General features: G+C 66.3%; 15 protein-coding genes and 5 tRNA genes. 18 read left to right on the top strand and 2 right to left on the bottom strand.

Annotated elements, in window-relative coordinates:
* Positions 1-180: 180 nt before the first annotated feature.
* The 6 genes from PV761_RS05805 to PV761_RS05780 all read left to right on the top strand — a co-directional run bounded on the left by PV761_RS05805 (position 181) and on the right by PV761_RS05780 (position 1,177).
* Positions 181-253: transfer RNA gene (locus PV761_RS05805), tRNA-Gly, on the top strand.
* Positions 254-299: 46 nt separating this feature from the next.
* A tRNA-Cys gene (locus PV761_RS05800) sits at positions 300-370 on the top strand.
* 41 nt (positions 371-411) lie between these two features.
* Positions 412-486 (top strand) — tRNA-Val (locus PV761_RS05795).
* 55 nt (positions 487-541) lie between these two features.
* A tRNA-Gly gene (locus tag PV761_RS05790) sits at positions 542-614 on the top strand.
* A 37-nt stretch (positions 615-651) separates the two neighbouring features.
* A tRNA-Val gene (locus PV761_RS05785) sits at positions 652-726 on the top strand.
* Between the two features lie 184 nt (positions 727-910).
* A complete protein-coding gene (locus tag PV761_RS05780) occupies positions 911-1,177 on the top strand; it encodes an antitoxin (protein ID WP_028270796.1) in 267 nt (88 codons plus the stop codon).
* A 104-nt stretch (positions 1,178-1,281) separates the two neighbouring features.
* Here PV761_RS05780 and zapE read toward each other — a convergent pair whose 3' ends face one another.
* Positions 1,282-2,325, bottom strand: a complete 1,044-nt coding sequence (zapE, locus tag PV761_RS05775; RefSeq protein ID WP_028270797.1) for a cell division protein ZapE — start codon at positions 2,323-2,325, stop codon at positions 1,282-1,284.
* Positions 2,326-2,544: 219 nt separating this feature from the next.
* Here zapE and PV761_RS05770 point away from each other — a divergent pair, with 219 nt between their 5' ends.
* Genes PV761_RS05770 through ybaK form a run of 3 tightly spaced genes read left to right on the top strand, consistent with a single transcriptional unit; the run spans position 2,545 to position 4,462 of the window.
* The gene (locus PV761_RS05770) at positions 2,545-3,456 is read left to right on the top strand and encodes a sulfurtransferase (protein ID WP_347895092.1); all 912 of its coding nucleotides are present in this window, start codon (positions 2,545-2,547) and stop codon (positions 3,454-3,456) included.
* A gap of 10 nt (positions 3,457-3,466) precedes the next feature.
* On the top strand, positions 3,467-3,928 hold the full coding sequence (locus PV761_RS05765; protein WP_028270799.1) for a SufE family protein: 462 nt from the start codon (positions 3,467-3,469) through the stop codon (positions 3,926-3,928).
* A gap of 21 nt (positions 3,929-3,949) precedes the next feature.
* A complete protein-coding gene (gene ybaK / locus PV761_RS05760; RefSeq protein ID WP_055802263.1) occupies positions 3,950-4,462 on the top strand; it encodes a Cys-tRNA(Pro) deacylase in 513 nt (170 codons plus the stop codon).
* Here ybaK and PV761_RS05755 read toward each other — a convergent pair.
* Positions 4,446-5,705, bottom strand: a complete 1,260-nt coding sequence (locus PV761_RS05755; RefSeq protein ID WP_347895269.1) for an alpha/beta fold hydrolase — start codon at positions 5,703-5,705, stop codon at positions 4,446-4,448. The two genes, ybaK and PV761_RS05755, sit on opposite strands and share 17 nt — an antisense overlap.
* A gap of 199 nt (positions 5,706-5,904) precedes the next feature.
* Here PV761_RS05755 and PV761_RS05750 point away from each other — a divergent pair, with 199 nt between their 5' ends.
* The 9 genes from PV761_RS05750 to PV761_RS05710 all read left to right on the top strand — a co-directional run bounded on the left by PV761_RS05750 (position 5,905) and on the right by PV761_RS05710 (position 16,108).
* Positions 5,905-6,396 (top strand): hypothetical protein, encoded by a 492-nt coding sequence (locus PV761_RS05750; protein WP_028270801.1) that lies wholly within the window; start codon positions 5,905-5,907, stop codon positions 6,394-6,396.
* 14 nt (positions 6,397-6,410) lie between these two features.
* Positions 6,411-6,899, top strand: a complete 489-nt coding sequence (gene msrB / locus PV761_RS05745; protein WP_347895090.1) for a peptide-methionine (R)-S-oxide reductase MsrB — start codon at positions 6,411-6,413, stop codon at positions 6,897-6,899.
* A 171-nt stretch (positions 6,900-7,070) separates the two neighbouring features.
* Positions 7,071-8,474, top strand: a complete 1,404-nt coding sequence (locus PV761_RS05740; protein ID WP_347895089.1) for a DUF6421 family protein — start codon at positions 7,071-7,073, stop codon at positions 8,472-8,474.
* On the top strand, positions 8,471-9,175 hold the full coding sequence (locus tag PV761_RS05735; protein WP_347895088.1) for an SDR family oxidoreductase: 705 nt from the start codon (positions 8,471-8,473) through the stop codon (positions 9,173-9,175). Before PV761_RS05740 ends, PV761_RS05735 begins: the two co-directional genes overlap by 4 nt.
* Before the next feature lie 37 nt (positions 9,176-9,212).
* On the top strand, positions 9,213-10,301 hold the full coding sequence (locus PV761_RS05730) for a low specificity L-threonine aldolase (RefSeq protein ID WP_347895267.1): 1,089 nt from the start codon (positions 9,213-9,215) through the stop codon (positions 10,299-10,301).
* A gap of 61 nt (positions 10,302-10,362) precedes the next feature.
* Positions 10,363-11,013 carry a DUF3000 domain-containing protein gene (locus PV761_RS05725; protein WP_347895086.1) on the top strand — a complete coding sequence of 217 codons (651 nt, stop codon included), beginning with the start codon at positions 10,363-10,365 and terminating at the stop codon, positions 11,011-11,013.
* A gap of 57 nt (positions 11,014-11,070) precedes the next feature.
* Positions 11,071-12,411, top strand: a complete 1,341-nt coding sequence (locus tag PV761_RS05720; protein ID WP_028270806.1) for an HRDC domain-containing protein — start codon at positions 11,071-11,073, stop codon at positions 12,409-12,411.
* 176 nt (positions 12,412-12,587) lie between these two features.
* Complete coding sequence (locus PV761_RS05715; protein WP_028270807.1) at positions 12,588-13,925, top strand: acetyl-CoA C-acyltransferase; 1,338 nt, start codon at positions 12,588-12,590, stop codon at positions 13,923-13,925.
* Entirely contained in the window at positions 13,922-16,108 is a 2,187-nt protein-coding gene (locus tag PV761_RS05710) for a 3-hydroxyacyl-CoA dehydrogenase NAD-binding domain-containing protein (RefSeq protein ID WP_347895083.1), read from the top strand. Before PV761_RS05715 ends, PV761_RS05710 begins: the two co-directional genes overlap by 4 nt.
* Positions 16,109-16,188: the final 80 nt, after the last annotated feature.

Below are 16,188 nucleotides of genomic sequence, written 5' to 3'. Positions count from 1 at the left end.
GAAACGAACCGTCGAATTACACGGCTGTCATTAGCTTTATCCCCTAGATTCCAAGGAAGTAAGGGCATCGGGCGCCGAGGACAAGGCGCCGATTTGTAAGTTCCCCGAACCTCCTATAGAGTTCTTACTCGTTGGAACGCGAGGAAATGCCGAATGCGGCACGGAAATGCTGACAATAATGCGGACGTAGCTCAGCTGGTAGAGCACCACCTTGCCAAGGTGGATGTCGCGAGTTCGAATCTCGTCGTCCGCTCGCAGGACACTGTCATGGCAAAGGTTCCCAGGAACCTGGCTTACACGGTGGGTTGGCCGAGAGGCGAGGCAGCGGCCTGCAAAGCCGTATACACGGGTTCGAATCCCGTACCCACCTCGGTGAAAACCTTGGTATCCGGTTCATCCCGGAGAACATTTGGGCGATTGGCGCAGCGGTAGCGCGCTTCCCTGACACGGAAGAGGTCACTGGTTCGATCCCAGTATCGCCCACCAAAGCAAGGAAACTTGCTTGATCCAGTACCACCGGCCCAGCCGGCATGGACTAAATGCGGACGTAGCTCAGCTGGTAGAGCACCACCTTGCCAAGGTGGATGTCGCGAGTTCGAATCTCGTCGTCCGCTCTGTTATTTACAATTCCACTCCGGATCCTTCCGGTGCGGGCGATTGGCGCAGCGGTAGCGCGCTTCCCTGACACGGAAGAGGTCACTGGTTCGATCCCAGTATCGCCCACCACAAAGCAGCTCTCCGGAGCTGCTTTTTTCTTGCCCGGATTCCGGGGCCAAAAATGTCGTGGGCACCCAAATGGGGCATCAGGACCCTAGACAGGTCGCGGCGCGTGCCCTTGGCACACCCGGGGTCCCGGGCTAGGATCGAAAGCGGAGGAGCGATCTGGCTCCGCGACAGAAGGGAGGTGCCCGTGGGTATTCTTGACGATCTAAAGGGCAAGGCTCAGCGACTGGTTGGTGGCAATGAACAGGCCATCAAGGACGGCATCGGCAAAGCCGGTGATTTCATCGACTCAAAGACCGGCGGAAAGTACGCCGATAAGATCGATACCGTCCAGAAAGGCGCAGCCGGCCTCGTGGACAAGGTCGACCCGAAGCCGCACCCGGCTCCGGTCGAAGAACCTCCCGTCGCCGGAGAGCCCCCTGTAACCGGTGAACCCCGGCAGCAGGGCCTCTAACCCAGGAACGTCAGCGAGGTGCCGGTCCCGCCGTGAGGCGGCGCCGGCACCTTTGGCGTTTAAGCGCAGCGTTTAAGCGCAGCGTTTAAGGGCAACGTTTAAGGCTATGACGGTTCGTGGTTTTGCCCTTCCCGGGCGAGCGCCGTCAGACGCGACACCGCACGGAAGTACTTCTTGGTGTAGCCGCCGGTCATCATTTCCTCGGTAAAGAGCTGGTCGAACGGAACCCCGCTGGCGAGGATCGGAACGTCCTTGTCATAGAGCCGGTCCGCGAGCACCACGAACCGGAGGGCGACTGCCTGCTCGGTGATGGTTTCCACATCACGCCACACAACACCCTCGATGCCGGCCAGGAGCTGCCGGTACCGGCTGGGGTGGACGCCCGCCAGGTGGTTGATGAGGGTCTTGAAATCATCCCGGGCCACCGTTTTGCCATGGAATTCCGCCTGCATGTGGTGCGTCAGGTCTGCGTTCTTCAGCGGAGCCGGCGCCGCCGGGAGGCCGCGGTGGCGGAAGTCCTCGCCGTCGATCCTGACGACGTCGAACTGGTCTGCCAGCACCTGGATTTCACGCTGGAAGTCGACGGCGGCGAACCGTCCGTCGCCCAGCGAACCGGGGAGGGTGTTCGACGTCGCGGCCAGTTTGACGCCGGCATCGGCCAGTTCGCGCATCAGGCGGGACATCAGGACGGTGTCCCCCGGGTCGTCGAGTTCGAACTCGTCGATGCACACGAGCTTGTAGCTGCTGAGCGCTTCAACGGTCTTGCGGAAGGACAGCGCGCCCACCAGGTTGGTGTATTCGACGAAGGTGCCGAAGGCCTTGGGGCCGGGAGCCGCGTGCCACAGCGAGGCCAGCAGGTGGGTCTTGCCCACGCCGAAACCGCCGTCCAGGTAGATGCCGGCGCGGGAACTGTCCTTGTCCTTCTTGCCAAACAGCTTCTTGAAAAGTCCGGAGCTTCCGTTGGCGCCAACGCCGGTGGCGAAGGACTGCAGCGCCGTGACCGCCCCGGACTGGCTCGGCTGCGACGGGTCGGGCCGGTAGCTTGCGAAGGAAACCTCTCCGAACCGCGGGGAGGGATAAAAACCCTTGAGGAGTTCATCCACGGAAACCGACGGTGTCCGCGCGGAGAGCTGTTCGATCTGTACCAAGGTGGTCCGTTCTGCTGGTCTCGTGTCCCCAGAAAGGATACCGGCAATGGGGCACCGGCCCCATTACGCGGTGCGCACACGTGACCAAGGCCATATTTCCCTCTGTGAACGCAGGGGCGCATAAGTGCCGGCCCGTGGCTAGTGTTGGAACTGGCCCGGCCGCAGCGACGCTTCCCGGTGGCATGGGTCCCCTGACCGTTTCAGTGAAAGGCCATCCCTGTGTCCTACCCCGTTGAACAGAACGAAAAGTTCGCCGAGTACGCGAACCCGGAACGCCTTGTGTCCACCGAATGGCTCGCAGAGGCCATTGAAAACGGCGCCGTCGCCGACGGCAAGCTCGTAGTGGTGGAGTCCGATGAGGATGTCCTGCTCTACGAAACCGGCCACATCCCGGGCGCCGTCAAGATCGACTGGCACACCGACCTGAACGATGAGGTCACCCGCGACTACGTCGACGGCAAGGCGTTTGCCGCCCTGGCCGCCGCCAAGGGCATCTCCCGCGATTCCACCGTGGTCATCTACGGCGACAAGTCCAACTGGTGGGCCGCCTATGCCCTGTGGGTCTTCACCCTCTTCGGCCACGAAGACGTCCGCCTGCTTGACGGCGGCCGAGACAAATGGATCGCCGAAGGCCACAGGCTGACCACCGACGTCACTGTCCCCTCCCCCGCCGAATACCCGGAGGTGGAGCGCAACGATGCCCCCATCCGCGCCTTCAAGGAAGACGTGCTGGCGCACTTCGGCAAGCCGCTGATCGACGTCCGCTCCCCCGAGGAATACAGCGGCCAGCGCACCCACATGCCGGCCTACCCTGAGGAAGGCGCCCTGCGCGGCGGCCACATCCCCACTGCTGCCTCGATCCCCTGGGCACGGGCGGCAGCCGGCGACGGCACGTACCGCAACCGGGCCGAGCTCGAGGCCCTGTACCTGGGCGAGGCCGGCCTCAAGGAGGGCGACGACGTCGTGGCATACTGCCGCATCGGCGAGCGTTCCAGCCACACCTGGTTCGCCCTGAAGTACTTGCTGGGCTTCGAGACCGTGCGCAACTACGACGGTTCCTGGACCGAATGGGGCAACGCCGTCCGCGTGCCCATCACCAAGGGAACCGAACGCGGCACGGTACCGGCGTAAACTGGACTTGATGAATACCCAAGCCCTTCCCGCCGCGCTGGCGGAAATAGTTGACGACTTCCAGGCCCTGACCGAACCCGAGCGGCTGCAACTGCTGCTGGAGTTCTCCCAGGGTCTCCCCGAGCTTCCGGACCGGTTGAAGGACCACCCGGAGCTTCTAGAGCAGGTAGTTGAGTGCCAGTCGCCGCTGTTCCTGACCATTGAGACGGAAAAGCACGACGCCGGTTCCCCGGACAGTGTGCGCCTGTACTTCAAGGCGCCGCCGGAAGCACCCACCACCCGCGGATTCGCCGGTGTCCTCTATGAAGGACTCAACGGCCTCACGGCGCCGGAGATCCTCTCGGTGCCGGATGACATGCCCGAGTTGCTGGGGCTCACCCGCGCCATCACTCCCCTGCGGATGCGGGGAATGACGGCCATGCTGGGACGCATCAAGCGCAAGGTGGCTGCCTCCGCCGCACTGAAGGCCTAGGCCGGAAGGCCCGGGCACCATATGGCGCGCAAACAGGCTTCACAGGGAACGCCGGCTACAGCAGCACTTGCTGCGGCCGGCGTTCCTTTCGTGCTGCATCCGTACAGCCACGATCCCTCGGCTGCCAGCTACGGGATGGAAGCGGCGGAAGTGCTGGGCGTGGATCCCGCAAAAGTCTTCAAGACGCTCATGGTGGACGTCGACGGCAGGCTCGCGGTGGGGATAGTCCCGGTGCACGGCAACCTGGACCTGAAGGCAATCGCGGCTGCACTGGGCGCCAAGAAGGCCGCCATGGCAGATCCTGCCACGGCGCAGCGCAGGACCGGGTACGTACTGGGCGGAATATCACCGCTGGGGCAGCGCCAGCCCTCGCCCACCGTCCTGGACGAGAGCGCCCTGGGCCAGGAAAGCATTCTGGTCTCCGGCGGCCGGCGCGGGCTGGATATCGAACTGGACCCGGGCCACCTTGTCCGGCTCACCGGCGCCATCACCGCCCGCATCGGCACAGGCCCGAAAGCTACTCCGGACCGCTAGCGTCTGTCATATTAGCGTCCGTTCCGGACGGCACGGACTTCCGGGGGCGGGAGCCCGGGTTGGCCCGCGGGGCCAGCTGACGCCGCAGCCAGGCGGTGACCAGGCCTTCCCAGCGCTCCGGATCGACGTTCCACTCCTTGGTATGGCGGGCATCCTGGAAAGACTCGAACGTGACCATCTCCGGGTTTTTTTCTGCAATGGTGGCCGATGGCCCGTAGGGCACATATTCGTCGTCGACGCTGTGCAGGATCAGTGTGGGAGTCCTGAGTTCCACGGCGCGGGAGACCCAGTCCATCGATTTCAGGTCCACGGGCGCCGCCAGTCCCGTCAGCCGCCGGCCCAGGCGGTGGCCCATCATCAGCTGCCCGTACCGCCCGACGGCGGACGGGATGCGGTTCAGCTGCGCATGGTGCGCCAGCACGTTCACCCAGTCGATGACCGGCGCATCGAGCACCATCGCCCGGATCAGGTGGTGGTGCCGTGAGAGGTCGGCCGTCTGCAGGCAGATCGCGCCGCCCATGGACCAGCCAAACAGCACCACTTCCCTGGCGCCGTTGGCGACGGCGAAAGTGATGGCTGCCTCGACGTCGCGCCATTCGGTGGACCCGAGGCCGTAGCGCCCGTCCGGGGCCGAAGGCGCCAGGCCGTCGTTGCGGTAGGAAATCACCAGGCCGGTCATGCCGAGAACCTGTGCCGGCCGGAGCGCCCGTAGGCATTCCTGCCGGCTTGCACCGCGTCCGTGGACCATGATGGCCCAGATGTCCGACGGCGCCGGCGCGCGCACCAGCCACGCCGGCGCAACACCGCCCTCGACGTCGACTTCAACGTCCTCGACCGGCAGCCCGATGGACGCCGGGTCCGGGTAGGAAGCCCCGCTCCAGTAGCCACGGCGGGCGGTGGTGAGGTCGCCGGAATAGACTGCTTCGACCTCGCGCAGGACGGTGCGTTCCGCGGGTGAGTACGAAAGGATCCTGCCAATCCGTGCGTGCCCGCGGCCGCCGTCGAAGATCAGCCCGTAGGTGCCCTCAACCGTGGTGTCTTCGGTGGCGGCAAGGATGATCTGGAGTCCGTCCGCGGCCCGGATGACAGCCAGCACTTCCTGGTTCTCATCCCGGACCCGCACGGGCGTGATGACCCGCCGGGCGAAATAGAGAGCGAGGGCAGAGGACCCTGCACCCAGCAGTCCCGCGGCGGCACCTCCGGCGATTACGCCGCCCACGGCCCATTTGGCGCTGGCGGACATGCCCGCCTCGGGGGTGCCCTGGACCCGGTCCAAGGCACGGGGCGGATTCGTCGGAGTGGCCGGGCGCAGCCCCGGAATTGATGCCATGGATCCATTCTTACTGCTGCCGGCCCTCCGATCATATTCGGGCACACCGCCGGCGGCCGGAGGCCCGGACGAAATCCGTGCGGGAAGGTCAGGCCGGGACTAGGCTGGGGTCATGAGCGATCCAATCGTCATTTTGACAGAAGAGCCGCTGGGTGCGGACGACCGCGTGAACATCGAACGCCTGGTGGACGGGGGTGACGCGCCCCTCCTGGTGCTGGTGCCGGCCAACACGGAACGGCACCTGCTGGTGGACTTCCTCGAAAACCTGTCCCTCCTGGACGTCGCCAAAGCTTTCCGGGAGCTGACTTCCCATGCCCCGGATCCCGCCACCGAACGCGCTGCCGCCGCCGAAACGCTCGCGGTATCACTTAACGCGCTGGCCGGAATCGGCGGCGGCGTCACCGGCGAAGTGGTGGAGGGCGGGGCCGTGCAAGGACTGGTGGCTAAAGTCAAGGAAGTCGGCGCCGGCCAGGCGGTCGTCATCACACGCCCCCATGCCATCGCGGACACCTTCCATACCGACTGGGCCAACAAGGCCCAGGACCAGCTGGGACTGCCCGTGCTGCACCTGTATGCCGGTTCGGGATTTATCGGCGACTCCTGAGCGTTGTTGAAACCATGAGCATCTTTAGCAACAAGCCAAAAGTCGCGCCCGTCCAGGTTCCCGGCGACGGATCCGCCGCGGAAAACAGCACTCCGCGGATTGAAAAGACAGATGAGCAATGGCGGCAGGAGCTGACACCGGAGGAGTACCGGGTGCTCCGGCAGGCGGGGACCGAGCGCCCCTACACCGGCAAGTACACGGATACCCACACGGCGGGTGTCTACAACTGCCGCGCCTGCGGAGCCGAACTGTTTACCAGCAATGAGAAGTTCGATTCCCACTGCGGATGGCCGTCCTTCTGGGCACCGCTCGCAGACGGAACGGTCCGCTACGTCCATGACCGCACCATGGGCATGGACCGTGTGGAGGTCCGCTGCGCAAGCTGCGATTCGCACCTGGGCCACGTGTTCGAGGGCGAGGGCTACGGCACACCCACGGACCAACGCTTCTGCATCAACTCCGTCTCGCTGACGCTCGTTTCAGCGGACGACGCCGAAAAGTAAGCGCCGCCAGACGTCTCTGCAAGGACCCGCCCCCGCTATGGCTGGGGCGGGTCTGCTCAACCACTTGCACCAGTCTTTCTTATGCTCGGGCTAATTTTGCATTAGGAGCTCTGATTGCTTGCTACGCTCGCCGTAGAAGCTCCAAGCAACCCAGAAAGGCGATCGCCGACGATGACCACGACCGCTCTCACCGCACACGCTCCGCTCACCGCAAACCACCCCGAGTGGGTGAGGCTCAAAGCTGCCGCGACGGCAATCCAGGCCCTGCAGGCCCAGGACGGCTCGGTCCCGGACGCCGCTGACCACGAAGCCGCTTCCGCGCACGTCGGCACCATCTGCGCGGCCGTGGAAGCGCTGGCTCCGTCCTTTGCGCACGACTCCCGGTACCTCGAGCTCCTGGTGAGCGACTTCGGCCGCTGGGCCTCCAACGGCTTCGGGGTGCCGGACTTCCTCGACTCGCTGCTCGCCTTCCAGCCCCAGCAGCACCGCATCGACGGGCTGCAGCACCTGGTGGTCTTCCCCATGTACACCCAGAACGGCAGCAGCAGCCGCCTTGTGGAAGCAGTCCTGATCGAGGTCATCTGGCCGGAGTTCATCGCCGGACTCGAGGAGGGCGAGTACTCCAACAAGCTCTTCGTTCCCATCCGCTTCCTGGACTTCACCCCCGGCTACAACACCAACTCGGCCGTGCTGTTCCCGGAAACCGTGGCGGTCCGGGAAACCCCGACGTTCACCTGGGGTGCCATCTTTGCGGACCGGGAAGCAGCACGCTTCCGCCGGGTCCTCGGAGCTGCTGCCGACATCACCCGCCTCGAGCTCCCCGCCGAAGCCGCCGAGCTCCTGGAGAACCAAAAGCTCACCCAGGAAACGTTCGTGATGTGGGACCTGATCCACGACCGCACCCACATGCGCGGCGACCTCCCCTTCGATCCCTTCATGATCAAACAGCGCATGCCGTACTTCCTTTACTCACTGGAGGAACTCCGCTGCGATCTGACGGCATTCCGCGAATCGGTGAAGATCGAAAAGGACGAGGAGGCGGACCCGGAAGCACGCCGGCACGCCAAGCTGGTCCAGTACGCCGTCATCTTCGACCGGATTTTCCGCTTCGCCATCACCGGCAGCCGCGTACGCAACTACGACGGCCTCGGCGGACAGCTGCTGTTCGCCTGGATGCACCAGCACCGCGTCCTGCACTGGACCGACAGCAAGCTCAGCATCGACTGGGACGAAGTTGCCGACGTCGTGGTGGAACTCGGCGCCAGGATCGAGGAGCTCTACTGGCGCTCCATCGACCGCCCCAAGATGGCCCACTGGCTGGCCGCGTACGAACTGATCGCCGGGACCGTCACGCCGAACCCGTCGTCCGTCTGGGCCAAGGGTCCGGACGCGCTGCCGCTGGCCGGGCCGCCCCGCGGTCTGACGGACCAGGTGCTCGATGACGAATTCCCGCTGTCGATGTTCTATGAAGCCCTCGAAAAGAAGATGCGCCCCGTCATCGAATCAACGGCCGGCATCACCGGTTCTTCAGCCACCGGCACCGGCATCAACACGCTGGCCATGAACGCCGGATGAGTGCCGGACGCCCCTTGAACGTGGTGGTCACGGGCGGCAGCGGACCGTCCGGGATCGCCACGGCACGCGCGCTGCGCGAAGCAGGCCATACGGTCTTTACGGTCGGTTCGGACGGTCCCCGGATTGAGGCTGCCGCCGCGGAAGCGGGCGACGGCGTCATCCCCCTCGTCTGCGACCTCGCCAACCTGGCAGACGTCCGGGCGCTGCACGCCACCATTTCCGCCACTGCCGGAAGGATCGACGGCGTTATCCACCTGGTGGGCGGCTGGCGCGGCGCCCAGGGCATCACCGACCAGACCGACGAGGACTGGGACTTCCTGGAACGCAGCGCCCTCACCACCGTGCGGAATGTCACCAGGGTGTTTTACGACGACCTCGCAGCCTCGGAGGCCGGCCGGTTCGCCATGGTCACTTCCACGGCTGTTGCAACCCCGACGGCGTCCGGTGCGAGCTATGCTGCGGCGAAGGCGGCCGCCGAGGCATGGACCCTTGCTGTTGCCGAAGGCTTCAGCACGGGGACGCACAGCGCCGCCGTCATCTTCGTGGCAAAAGGCCTCGTGGACGCCGGGATGCGTGCCCGGTCCCCCGAACGCAGCTTCCCCGGCTTCACCGACGTTTCGGACCTGGCGGCAGCCGCCGTCGGACTTTTTACCGCCCCGGCGGCGGAACTGAACGGCCGGCGGCTGGTTCTTAGCCGATAACGGCCCACATCCCTAGACTGAAAGCGTGACCAAAGCGATGACAACCACAGTTGAAACTGCCCCTGCCGCCACCGCGGCGCGGCTCCACGACCCTGCCGTGCGGGGGTTCGCCTCGGACAACTATTCCGGCGTGCACCCCGAAGTCCTGGCTGCCCTGGCTGCGGCCAATGAGGGGCACCAGGTCTCCTACGGCGAAGACGACTACACCGCTCGGCTGCAGGTGCTCATGGAGGAGCACTTCGGCGCCGGCATCGAATGCTTCCCTGTCTTCAATGGAACAGGCGCCAACGTCCTCTCGCTCCAGTCCCTGCTCCCCCGCTGGGGCGCAGTGATCTGTGCGTCGACGGCGCACATCAACATGGACGAGAACGGCGCCCCGGAGCGGATCGGCGGCATCAAGCTGCTGCAGGTCCCCACCACCGACGGAAAGCTCACCCCCGAGTTGATCGACAGGGAAGCCTGGGGCTGGGGCGACGAGCACCGCGCCCAGCCGCTGGCCGTCTCCATCACCCAGACCACCGAACTGGGCACCTGCTACACGCCGGAGGAGGTCCGCGCCATCGCGGACCACGTCCATGCCAAGGGCATGAAGCTCCACATGGACGGCGCCCGGCTGGCCAACGCCGCAGCCCACCTCGACGTGCCGCTCCGGGCGTTCACGCGCGACGCCGGTGTGGACATCCTCTCCTTCGGCGGCACCAAGAACGGACTGCTGTTCGGTGAGGTGGTGGTGGCACTCAACCCCGACACCGCGCACGGCCTGGTCTACCTCCGCAAGATGAACATGCAGCTGGCCTCCAAAATGAGGTTCATGTCCGCCCAGTTCATCGCGCTGCTCGAGGGCGACCTCTGGCTGCGATCGGCCCGGCACGCGAACGCCATGGCTGCCCGGCTGCGCGCTGCCGTGGACGGGATCGACGGCGTGGAACCCACCCAGAAGACGGAATCCAACGGCGTGTTCGCCATCCTGCCCGAGGGCGTGGCCGACCGGTTGCGTGAATCCTTCCGCTTCTACGACTGGAATGAAGCTGCGAGGGAAGTCCGCTGGATGTGCTCCTTCGACACCAGTGAAGAAGACGTGGATTCGTTTGTCGCTGCCATCAAGGGGGAGTTGGCGGCCCGTTGAGCGGGCGCACGGGGCGGCGAGCCTGCCGGGTTCGACGCCACCTTTTGCGTAACCTGCCAATGTGAACGCACTCGCCCAGGTTCCCGCGGAGTTCCTTACCGCGTTGGAATCCCTACGAAAAGCACGGTGCCGCGGTGAGCTGTACCTGGACGAGATCCCCGCGCCGTCCAGGCTGGCCCCCTTCGCAGTGGCCCTGGGCGCGGAGGTCATAGGCCCTGTTCCGGGGCCGGCCCCCGCCGCCGTGCACGGACCGGTTTCCGCCGCACTGGTGCGGGCCGCAGGAACCGTCGGTGACGACGCCGAGGAACTCGCCACCGGACGGTTCATCCTGCTCTACGATCCCGACGGCTCGGCGGTGTGGGACGGCGAGTTCCGGATCGTCACCTACATCCGTGCCCAGCTGGAGGCGGAGATGGGCAACGACGAAATGCTGGGCTCGGTAGCGTGGACCTGGCTCGTGGAGGCGCTGGAGAACCACAACGCGCCCTACCGTGCGGCGGGCGGAACAGCCACCCGGATCCTGTCCGAAAGCTTCGGCACCCTCGCCGACAGGCCCGGTTCCATCGACATCGAGCTGCGGGCGTCCTGGACCCCTGCGGGGCGTGATATCCGCTCCCATTTGGAGGCGTGGTCGGACATGGTCTGCACCTTCGCCGGGCTCCCGCCGCTGCCCGAGGGCGTATCCGCCCTGCCCCGCCGGCGGCGCAACTGACCATGGCGGACCACGGCGGGACGCCCTGCAGCGCGATGTCGGTAAACTGAAGGCATCATGACCCCTCAAAATCCGGAACACACCACGGCCGGCGTCCCGGCTGCTGACATTACTCCCCACATCACGGTGGAAGGCTTCGACAGCCTGGTCCCCGAGGTCATCGACCTGGATTCCCCCCGCGACGGAGTGCCGCTAGTCATTGAAACTCCGGCCGGGTTGGAGCGTTGCGCGGCCGCCATTGCCGCCGGGACCGGCCCGGCAGGGGTGGATGCGGAACGCGCTTCGGGCTTCCGCTACGGGCAACGGGCCTTCCTGGTCCAGATCCGGCGCGAAGGCTCGGGAACGTGGCTCATCGACCCGGAACCCTTCGGGGACCTGCGGATCATCAACGACGCCCTCGAGGGCGTCGAATGGATCCTGCACGCGGCGAGCCAGGACCTTCCGTGCCTGTCGGAGCTTGGCATGTGGCCCCACAAACTCTTCGATACCGAACTGGCCGCGCGGCTTGCCGGCCTGCCGCGGGTGGGTCTCGCGGCTGTCATCGAGCAACTCCTGGGCTTCGGCCTCGCCAAGGAGCATTCAGCCGCCGACTGGTCCACCCGTCCGCTCCCGGAACCCTGGCTTCGTTACGCGGCCCTCGACGTCGAGGTCCTCACCGAACTACGCGAGGAACTCATCGAACTGCTCCAGGCCGACGGGAAGCTTGAATTCGCCGAACAGGAGTTCGCCGCCATCCTCGCGGCCGGACTCGCCCCGCCGCGCGTGGATCCCTGGCGCAAGACCTCGGGGCTGCACCAGATCAGGGACCGCCGGCAGCTGGCAGCGGTCCGCGAGATGTGGCTGGAGCGCGACTCCCTGGCCCGCAAGCGCGACGTCGCTCCCGGCCGGCTCATCCCCGACTCTTCGCTGGTGGCAGCCGCCAAGGCCATGCCCACCACCGTTCCACAGCTGCTGGGAACCAAGGGCTTCCACGGCCGTGCCGCGCAGCGCGAGGCTCCGCGCTGGCTGCGGTGCATCGCGACAGCCAGGAGCATGGAGGAACTGCCGCCGCTGCACCTGCCCACGAATGCTCCGCCGCCGCCGCGCGTCTGGGCGGACAGGGACCCGGCCGCAGCCGAACGCCTGACGACCGCCAGGCCGCTGCTCCAGGACAAAGCCGACGAACTGAACCTCCCTGTCGAAAACCTGCTCACGCCCGACTTCCTCCGCCGGGTGGCATGGCGTCCGCCGGCGGAACTCAACGAAGAGGCGATCGCCGAAGAGCTCAGCGAACTGGGTGCACGGCCGTGGCAGATCGAGCTGACGGCCCCCCTGATCACTGCCGCCTTCCTCAATCCGCAGCCGCTGCCTCCCAAGGAACCGAAGGAGCCCCGGGCCGCGCCCGGAACCGCGAGCTAGGCTTCCTCGACCTCAATCGACAGGCTGCGTCGGCAGTCCCGCCGGGGCCGGACAACAACCGTCGCGCGGGTCCTTGCCAGCTAAGTTACTCACGAGTAACATTGGAATCAATGCCGCCCGGATTGCCGCTGCCACTGGCGCGCGTCCGGCACCAATGTCTCGATGAGGAGTATCACGTGAGCCAGCCCCGCCACAGCGGAGAACAAAGCAGCGGAACCCACAGCAGTGGAAGGAACAGGACCGTCCGCGACGTCGTCTTTGTGGACGGTGTCCGCACCCCGTTCGGCCGCGCGGGCGAAAAGGGCATCTACGCCGGAACCCGCGCCGATGACCTCGTGGTCAAGTGCATCCGCGAACTCATGCGCCGCAACCCTTCCCTCCCGGCCGACCGCATTGACGAGGTGGCAGTAGCCGCCACCACCCAGACCGGCGACCAGGGGCTCACCATCGGCCGCACGGCGGCCCTCCTGGCCGGACTCCCCCGCACCGTCCCCGGCTTCGCCGTGGACCGCATGTGCGCCGGCGCCATGACCGCTGTCACCACCACTGCCAGCGGCATCGCTTTCGGAGCGTACGACGTCGTCATCGCCGGCGGAGTGGAACATATGGGCAACCACCCGATGGGCGAGGGCGCCGATCCCAATCCGCGGTTCATGTCCGAGCGCCTCGTGGACCCCGCCGCCCTGAACATGGGAAACACCGCCGAGAACCTGCACGACCGTTTCCCGGCCATCACCAAGGACCGCACGGACGCCTACGCCGTGGCATCCCAGGACAAACTGGCGGCGGCCTACGGAAAGGGCCAGATCCAGCCGGACCTGGTGCCGGTGGCCACCATGAAGCCAGGGCAGGGCTGGACGGTCAACACCGTTGACGAACCGCCCCGGCCGGGAACCTCCCTCGAGGACCTTGCCGCGCTGCGCACGCCTTTCCGCCCCCACGGCCGGGTGACCGCCGGCAATGCCGCCGGTCTGAACGACGGCGCGACGGCGGCCCTGCTCGCCTCCGCGGAGGCCGCGGCGGAGCTTGGGCTGCCGGTGAAAATGCGCCTGGTCAGCTACGCCTTTGCCGGCGTGGAGCCCGAAGTCATGGGCATCGGACCGGTCCCCGCCACGGAAAAGGCGCTGAAGAACGCAGGCCTGGACATCTCGGACATCGGGCTGTTCGAAATCAACGAGGCATTCGCCGTCCAGGTGTTGAGCTTCCTGGACCACTTCGGCATTGCCGACGACGATCCCCGCGTCAACCGCTACGGCGGTGCGATCGCCGTCGGGCATCCGCTGGCCTCCTCCGGAGTGCGGCTGATGAACCAGCTGGCGCGCCAGTTCGAGGAGGACCCGTCGGTCCGTTTCGGCATGACCACCATGTGCATCGGCCTGGGCATGGGCGCCACCGTCATCTGGGAAAACCCTCGTCACTCGGAATACACAGACTACAGCGGCGCCGTGTCGCCCGCCGATGACACCGCCAGCACCGATCCCGCCATCACCCAGACTGAAGGAGCAGCAGCATGAGCGCCGCCGATTTCCGCAAGCTTGCCGACCTTTTCCCTGACGAGGCCGTCACGCACTCCTATGTCCAGGACATCGAGCTGCCGGCTGCCGCCGGCAAGCCGAGCCCGGGAACGTTCGCGCTGATCACCCTGGACAACGGCTTTGACCACTCCAAGCCCACCACGCTGGGCCCGAATACCCTGGTGGAACTGGGTACGGTCCTGGAGGGCCTCAAGGACCGGGCCGCCCGCGGCGAGATTGTGGGCGTCGGCGTGACCGGCAAGCCCTATTACCTCGTGGCCGGCGCGGACCTGTCCGCCGTGAAGTCCCTGAACCACCGGGACCACGGACTCTGGATGGCGCAGCTCGGCCACGACGTCTACGCCACCCTCGCCAACCTGGGCGTGCCCAGCTTCGCCTTCATCAACGGCGTGGCCCTGGGCGGCGGCCTGGAGATCGCCCTGCAGTCCACTTACCGGACGGTGTCCACCGGCGCCGGTGCCCTGGCGCTTCCCGAAGCTTTCCTCGGCCTGGTGCCCGGCTGGGGCGGCGTTTACATCCTTCCGAGGCTGATCGGACCGGAGAACGCCGTCAAGGTGATGATCGAGAATCCGCTCAGCAACAACCGGACGCTCACCGGTCCGCAGGCCTTCAGCCTGGGCATCGCCGACGCCATGTTCGAACCGGCCGACTTCGTGGAGCAGTCCCTCGCCTGGGCGGCCGGCGTCATTTCCGGCGAGGTCTCCCCGAAGCGGCCCAACGCCGTCGAGCCTTCCGATCCGGAGGTTGCCGGCCGCTGGGCGGCGGCCGTTGCCGCCGGGCGGGCCTTCGTGGAGGCCAAGACGTCCAATGCCTCGCCCGCGCCGGCCGAAGTGCTGGACATCATGGAGGCCAACCGGACCATGAGCCAGGCGGAATCGGCAGCACTCGAATGCGAGACCCTGGCCGGACTCATGCAGACCGACGAATTCCGCTCGACGGTGTACGCCTTCCTGGACCTCGTGCAAAAGCGTTCCAAGCGCCCGGCGGGGGCACCTGACCGCAAGCTGGCCCGGCCGGTGACCAAGGTGGGCGTGGTGGGCGCAGGCCTGATGGCCAGCCAGCTGGCGCTGCTCTTCGCCCGGCAGCTGAAGGTGCCGGTGGTCATGACGGACATCGACCAGGACCGCGTGGACAAGGGTGTGGGCTACGTCCACGCCGAAGTGGACAAGATGCTCGCGAAGAAGCGGCTCAGTGCTGACGCCGCCAACCGCACCAAGGCACTTGTGACGGGCTCGGTTTCCAAGGCGGCGTTCGCCGACGCCGACTTCGTCATCGAGGCCGTGTTTGAGGAACTGAACGTCAAGAAGCAGGTGTTCGCGGAGGTGGAGGCGATTGTCTCCCCCGAGTGCATCCTGGCCACGAACACGTCCTCACTGTCTGTCACTGCCATGGCTGAGGACCTGAAGCACCCTGAGCGTCTGGTGGGCTTCCACTTCTTCAACCCGGTGGCCGTGATGCCGCTGCTGGAGATCGTCCGGGCGCCAAAGACCGACGACGCCGTGCTGGCCACCGCGTTCGAACTTGCCAAGGGCCTGAAGAAGACCGCCGTCCTGGCCAAGGATGCCGCCGCGTTTGTGGTCAACCGCATCCTGCTGCGCCTCATGGGCGAAGTGACAGCGGCGTTCGACGAGGGAACTCCGGCGGACGTGGCCGACAACGCGCTGCGGACCATGGGGCTGCCCATGACGCCGTTTACGCTCGGGGCGATGGTTGGCCTGCCCGTGGCGCAGCACGTGCAGGAATCCCTGCATGCCGCGTTCGGGGACCGCTTCAGCGTTTCGCAGAACCTGCAAAAGCTGATCGACAACGGCGTAAAATCCATCTGGGCCGTGCAGAACGGGGTGCCGGAAAAGGGGCCGGACGGAAAGCCGTTCATCCCCGCCGACACGCTGGCGCTGCTGTCCTTCGGCACCTCCCCCTCCACCGGGGAGGAAGTCCTCCGCCGCACGCAGGATGCGCTGGCGGAGGAAATCGGACTCATGCTGGAAGAAGGCGTGGTGGCAGGTCCGGAAGACATCGACCTCTGCATGATCCTCGGAGCCGGCTGGCCGATGTTCCTCGGGGGCATCACCCCCTACCTGGACCGCGTCGGGGCCTCCGAACGGGTCAACGGCAGGAAGTTCCTCGCTCCCGGCGTAGCGTCCGCGGCAGTACCGGCCTAGGGCCGCGGGGCAGCAGTCCACCCCCACTGCCCAACCGACGGCGCCGCCGCCCGCACCTTATCCGGTGCGGGCGGCGGCGT

Source organism: Arthrobacter sp. CC3 (genome assembly GCF_039907775.1).
Taxonomy (GTDB): domain Bacteria; phylum Actinomycetota; class Actinomycetes; order Actinomycetales; family Micrococcaceae; genus Arthrobacter.
This window is presented reverse-complemented; position numbering and strand designations above follow the sequence as displayed.